This window comes from Nitrosomonas sp. Nm132 (genome assembly GCF_900100485.1).
Classification (GTDB): domain Bacteria; phylum Pseudomonadota; class Gammaproteobacteria; order Burkholderiales; family Nitrosomonadaceae; genus Nitrosomonas.
This window is the reverse complement of sequence record NZ_FNDH01000134.1, coordinates 1-1,009: the sequence shown is the minus strand read 5'-3', so window position 1 is coordinate 1,009 and position 1,009 is coordinate 1. Positions and strand designations below refer to the sequence as shown.

2 protein-coding genes are annotated in these 1,009 nt (G+C 46.2%); one reads left to right on the top strand and one right to left on the bottom strand.

Annotated features, from left to right (window positions below; all coding sequences use genetic code 11):
* Positions 1–68: 68 nt before the first annotated feature.
* Positions 69–656, bottom strand: coding sequence for a tyrosine-type recombinase/integrase (locus tag BLP80_RS15030; protein ID WP_256325145.1), 588 nt, complete (start codon positions 654–656; stop codon positions 69–71).
* Between the two features lie 12 nt (positions 657–668).
* On the opposite strand from BLP80_RS15030, the gene BLP80_RS15025 reads away from it, so the two are divergent.
* Positions 669–1,009, top strand: a 341-nt coding sequence (locus BLP80_RS15025) for an IS5 family transposase (RefSeq protein WP_143002348.1), incomplete at its 3' end; no start/stop codon positions are given.

Sequence of the window (1,009 nt, the reverse complement as noted above, 5' to 3'; positions counted from 1 at the left end):
AGAGGATACCGAAATATTAACAACTTCATTAATATGATTTATTTCTTATGTGGAAAGCTTCAGTTCACTTACCCACGGTATTTCACATAGAACCTCTTGCCTTTATACCCTAGACGGTACAAAGCAAAGAGTAATGTGTTGTTGCTGATAGGCTTATTAGGATTACGACCGGGTAATAGGTAGCGGCTATTCTCGGCAATGGTTTTTAGTTCAGTCAAGATTTCCAATACTTGGCGGGTGAGCGGCACCACATGCTCATTCCTCATCTTTATACGCTCACTGGGAACAATCCATAGCGCATTGCTCAAATCAAATTCTGTCCATAGCACACCAATCAATTCATTAGTACGAACAAAGGTCAGAGCCAGCAATTGCAAGGCAAGCTGCGTTTGCCTATCCCCTATGCTTTCATAGGTAGCTATTGCACGTAACAGTTCCGGTAATTCTTCTGGTTTGACGGCTGCCTGGTTTTGCTTTTTGTGTGGTGTAAGCGCTCCCCTTAGATCGCCAGCAGGATCACGCGCGCACCGGCCTGTTGATATACCGTAGCGGAATACTTGGCCACATACCCCTAGGGTCTGTTGACGTTTTGAGGTAAGTATTTCATAAATCGAAGTAAACTCGTAATATTGAGAGATTTTTACACCCCCCCACAAAACGAGTTTACGATGCCCCGACTGATGCTCACCGATGAATTCTGGCCGAAGCTGGAGAAGATTCTGCTTCAAGAAGCGATTTATAACAAGCGCAATCTGCGCATGACGGTGGAGGGTGTGCTATACCGAATGCGGGTTGGTTGTCCGTGGCGGGACTTACCCGAGGTTTTTGGATGCTGGAATTCCATCTATAAGAGATTCAATGCTTGGTCATCCACTAACAAGTGGAGCAGAGTTTTCAAGGCGCTGATTATTGATCCGGATTGGGAATGGGAGTGGGAATTTATTGATGGCAGCTACGTTAAAGCGCATCAGCATAGTGCGGGAGCTGCCGGCAAGAAGCCGCAGGCCAT